4 protein-coding genes and 1 pseudogene are annotated in these 4,324 nt (G+C 34.9%); 3 read left to right on the forward strand and 2 right to left on the reverse strand.

Annotated elements, in window-relative coordinates; all coding sequences use genetic code 11:
• Nucleotides 1–368: pseudogene (locus GJU41_RS24380) on the reverse strand (STAS domain-containing protein); the annotation flags it as partial.
• A 452-nt stretch (nucleotides 369–820) separates the two neighbouring features.
• Here GJU41_RS24380 and GJU41_RS24385 point away from each other — a divergent pair.
• The gene (locus tag GJU41_RS24385) at nucleotides 821–2,053 is read left to right on the forward strand and encodes an ATP-binding protein (protein ID WP_154319805.1); all 1,233 of its coding nucleotides are present in this window, start codon (nucleotides 821–823) and stop codon (nucleotides 2,051–2,053) included.
• A 104-nt stretch (nucleotides 2,054–2,157) separates the two neighbouring features.
• Here GJU41_RS24385 and GJU41_RS25545 read toward each other — a convergent pair whose 3' ends face one another.
• Complete coding sequence (locus tag GJU41_RS25545; RefSeq protein ID WP_154319806.1) at nucleotides 2,158–2,274, reverse strand: aspartyl-phosphate phosphatase Spo0E family protein; 117 nt, start codon at nucleotides 2,272–2,274, stop codon at nucleotides 2,158–2,160.
• Nucleotides 2,275–2,510: 236 nt separating this feature from the next.
• Between GJU41_RS25545 and GJU41_RS24395 the strand changes: the two genes are divergently transcribed.
• A complete protein-coding gene (locus tag GJU41_RS24395) occupies nucleotides 2,511–3,278 on the forward strand; it encodes a TerC family protein (protein WP_154319807.1) in 768 nt (255 codons plus the stop codon).
• A 713-nt stretch (nucleotides 3,279–3,991) separates the two neighbouring features.
• Nucleotides 3,992–4,324, forward strand: a 333-nt coding sequence (locus tag GJU41_RS24400; RefSeq protein WP_154319808.1) for an alpha/beta fold hydrolase, incomplete at its 3' end; no start/stop codon positions are given.

Genomic DNA, 4,324 nt, shown 5'->3' on the forward strand with positions numbered 1-4,324 from the left:
TGTTTTTCTACCGAAAAAAATTCTTCAGTTAAAACCTTGTTCGTTACCTCGTTATATTTTTGCAGGAACTTCCACAAGGTTCTTCGAATGGCTTGCACCCACTCCAATTTGAAAGATAATGGAATTGCATGTGTGGCCCAAGCTATACCTTCTTGTTTAGCAAATGATTGAAGTTCTTGTTCTTTACCCTCAATAATATATTGAATCAGCATATGGGCATTATTTATCAGGTTAATATTACCGACCGTTAAAATTTCTTCAATTTTTATTTTCACATTAGATGCTTCATTTAATAATGAATCTTCAAAATCCTCTTTATTTTCTTGGATGAATTCCAGTAATTTATATGCATCTAGTGAACCCTTCATAATTGAATCCCCCTTATTAAATGCTAAACTACCCTGGTTATATTATTCTAATACTATAAGCTTCTATTTTAAAGGTAAATTGGATGTATTTATGTTAGTTAATATTGAAGATTCCTACTTAAACTAAAGGGAGCGATTGCTTAACAAAGTTTCGCCTCTTCTTATTGAAGTAAATGACAGGATTCTTGAATAAGGTATTTCATAACTAGTAGTGAGGGGATATTAACGAAATTCAAACGCCTTAGAATGTTAAAATAATTACCAAAAAAGAAATGAGTTTGAGAATGTCATTAAATTTAATAGGCGCATTCTTTTTGGAGGTTCAGCTTTAGATGCTTGTTTCGTTCCCTCACCGTATGCACTGGGAGATAAAGAGTTTAATTATGAGAATTATCTTAATAATTTCATTTTGTGCTATGATAGATGGACTATTTATATAAGGGGCAATTTGGATGAATTACACGGGACAGATTGGTTTGGTGATGATTTCTATATTATTCACAGGCTATCAAAAGGTTTTTGGCCAAGACCCTTTTTTTACACTAGACTTCTTAATTTTCACCGTTATTGCCTGGCTTGTTGGATGGCAATATGATACGGCTAGATACTACGGGAAAAAAGCACGTGCAAATGAAATAAGCTATAAACAAATGATTGATTCGCTGCCAGAATCGATCTTTATTCACCGGGATAACAAAATTGTGTATTTAAATAAAGCTGCGGTCAAATTGCTTGGGGCTACAAGTAAAGATGAAATAATCGGAAGAGATTTGTTGGATTTTATTGTACTTGAGTATAAAAATGTATTGCTGGATCGGATTAATCAGGTAAAGAAAGAGAAACAGCCAATACACAACATTGAACACAAGATTAGCCGTTTTGATGGAACGACATTTTTCTTTGAAATATCTTTGTTGAATATTATATTTGGTGAAAAAGAGGCTTTGCTTTCAATTGGTAAGGATATTACTGAAAGGAAAGAAAAAACGGAGCTAATGCTTCAAAAATCCGAGAAACTTGCTTTATTGGGACAAATGGCAGCTGGCATTGCTCATGAAATCCGCAATCCTCTCACTGCAATAAAAGGGTTTATTCAGCTGAAGAAGGCCGATCATCCAGAAGATGAGTACTATACGATTATGTTAAATGAGCTCGATCGTATCAATGCAATTGTAAGTGAATTTCTAGTCCTTGCAAAACCGAATGCTGTTGTTTTTAGAGAGCAAAATGTAAAAGGTTTATTAAAAGATGTGGTCACCTTAATCAATGCCCAGTCCATTCTAAATAATGTTCAAATCTTTCTGGAATTTGAGAGGGAACTGCCAAAGGTATTGTGTGCAGAAGGCCAATTAAAACAAGTGTTTTTAAATGTTTTTAAGAACGCTATTGAAGCCATGCCAATGGGCGGTAATATTGATGTGAAGGTCCAGTTAAAGGGAGATGATGAAATATCTATCCAGATTATCGATCAGGGAATCGGTATTTCAAAAGACCGGATATCCACACTGGGTGAGCCATTTTATACAACAAAGGAAAAGGGAACTGGGCTTGGATTAATGACATGCTTTAGGATTATTGAAAGTCATAATGGGATATTGTCATTCCATAGTAAAGAAAACGAAGGAACAACAGTTGAGATCATTTTGCCTGCAGTAATGAATAAAAAACTCATTAAAATCCACTGATATAGAATATAGTAAATGAAAGGATGCCTTTATTAGAGCTCATCTATTGGATTAATACATTGTGAGCTGCACTGCTGGTACTCATAGATCACTTTATCTAATTTTTAACTGTAAAGTAGTGTGTCAGGGCTACTGAAACCTTGTTTATTAGCAATTTGCATCATAAGTTCTCTAAGGATATTTATTTCGTTTAAAAGGTCTCTTTGTTCTACTGTATTCATAACATGGCTCCACCATTAGATTTTAAAAGCGTAAGTAATGTTTATCAGAATTCCTATTATTCCATATTTTAGCAACGAATGAAACGATTTTTTATAAAAAATTTATCAGTTTTATATAGAGGAAGAGAATAACAAATAAAGTCATAAATGGTGTGTTCAATAGAATTATCAATCCCTAAATAGGTTATTCTACTATTAGTGTACCTACATATTGGTTATAAATGGAGGATAAGTTGATGGAGTCACTATGGATAGAGTATGCATGGGCATTGTTAATTCTAATCGGATTAGAAGGATTATTATCAGCAGACAATGCTCTTGTCCTGGCAGTTATAGCCAAGCATTTACCCGAAAATGAGAAAAGAAAAGCTATAAATTATGGTATCATTATGGCCTTCGTTTTTCGCTTTGCTGCGCTTTTTGCCATTTCTTTTATTGCAAACGTCTGGCAGATACAAGCGATAGGAGCAGCTTATCTTCTATACTTAGGATTAAAGCATGTTATTCAGGCTCGTTTCGGGAAAAAGAATGAGAACATTCAAAAGGATATTGAAAACGAAGCCGCCGGAAAAGGTTTCTGGCCGACTGTAGGGAAGATTGCGCTAGCTGACCTCGCTTTTGCAGTCGATTCAATACTAGCTGCGGTTGCTATTGCCCTTGGTCTTCCAGATTCACCGCTTGACGATTTCGGCGGTATGGATGGAGGGCAGTTTATTGTTGTCGTTCTCGGCGGTATTGCTGGCCTAATTTTGATTAAGTTTGCAGCAACGTGGTTTGTGCAACTTCTTGTAAAAAGACCAGCATTGGAGACAACAGCTTATGCCATTGTAGCTTGGGTCGGTGTTAAACTTGCTGTTATTACCCTTGCCCATGAGGATATTGGGGTTTTAGATCATGATTTTCCCCATAGTCCAGCTTGGACTATGATTTTCTATGGAGTATTAATCGGTATTGCCTTAATTGGTTGGTTTGGCGGGAAAAAAGTTGTTTCAGATAAAACCTAATTAGGAATAAAGAACAGAAGGGCAGTAAGAGTAGGCAATATTCTATCTTTTCTCTCTCGGCAGTATGATCAGTTTAAGGTTATATTTTACTGAACCTGTTCCTGTCGCTATGCCGAACGAGCAGAAAAGTTAAATGCTAACTACACAAGAGCAGCCATTATGGCTGCCTTAATAAATTTCCCCCTAAGAAATGAAAACTTAAAACATTATATGCACTGTAAAAGCCTCTGACAGAGAGAAATTACCTAAAGAACATAATAGTTAGAACCGAATAAAGAAATGATAACGAAACCTTTCTAGTTCAATATGCAGGAACGCAATAAAAGAACCACTAGCTAATAGGCTTCTAGGCTAAAACTAATAAACTCCGTTAATAGCGTAAGAGGTACCGTTTGTAGAGGGGAAACTGTAAATAGCACTAAAAATAGCAGGCTAATTTGCATAAATTTAACCTGCTATTTTTGTTGTTGTTATTAGGTTTGCAACCGTTTCTGAGCAGAAAAAGCTACCTGTTTAGCTACCTATTTAGCAATAGTACAATAGCTGTTGTCCCTCTTAAAATTAGTTCTAATTATGATGCTATTTGGCTTCAGAGTATATGGAACTTTTATGATATTATTATAAATATTGGATATTCCATTAAAGGGCAGTTTAATTGAAAAAGGTACAGTGTCTGATAATAAAAGTAAATGAAATGTGAGGATCTTATTAATATGTCTAAAGAGATGTATATAAAAGTTTGTGATTTTCTAATGTTTGCTAACTTGTTTGGAGAAAAAAAAGGTAAACCAACCGTTGTTATGGATGCTGGGTATGGGGATTATTCAAAAGGGTGGAATGCCATAATTTCCGAAGTTTCTTTGCTAACAGAAGTTATTGTATATGATAGAGCAGGTTTAGGTAGAAGCGAATCAAGTTCTAATCCTAGAAATAGCCGAGAGATGGTAAAAGAATTGAAAGAGCTTTTAAATAAGTTAAATATAATTCCTCCATATATACTGGTAGGACACTCTTTTGGGGGAGTAAATGCACGGTTATTTGCGAGT

Origin of the sequence: Metabacillus idriensis (genome assembly GCF_009674765.1) — a bacterium.
GTDB lineage: Bacteria > Bacillota > Bacilli > Bacillales > Bacillaceae > Bacillus_P > Bacillus_P idriensis.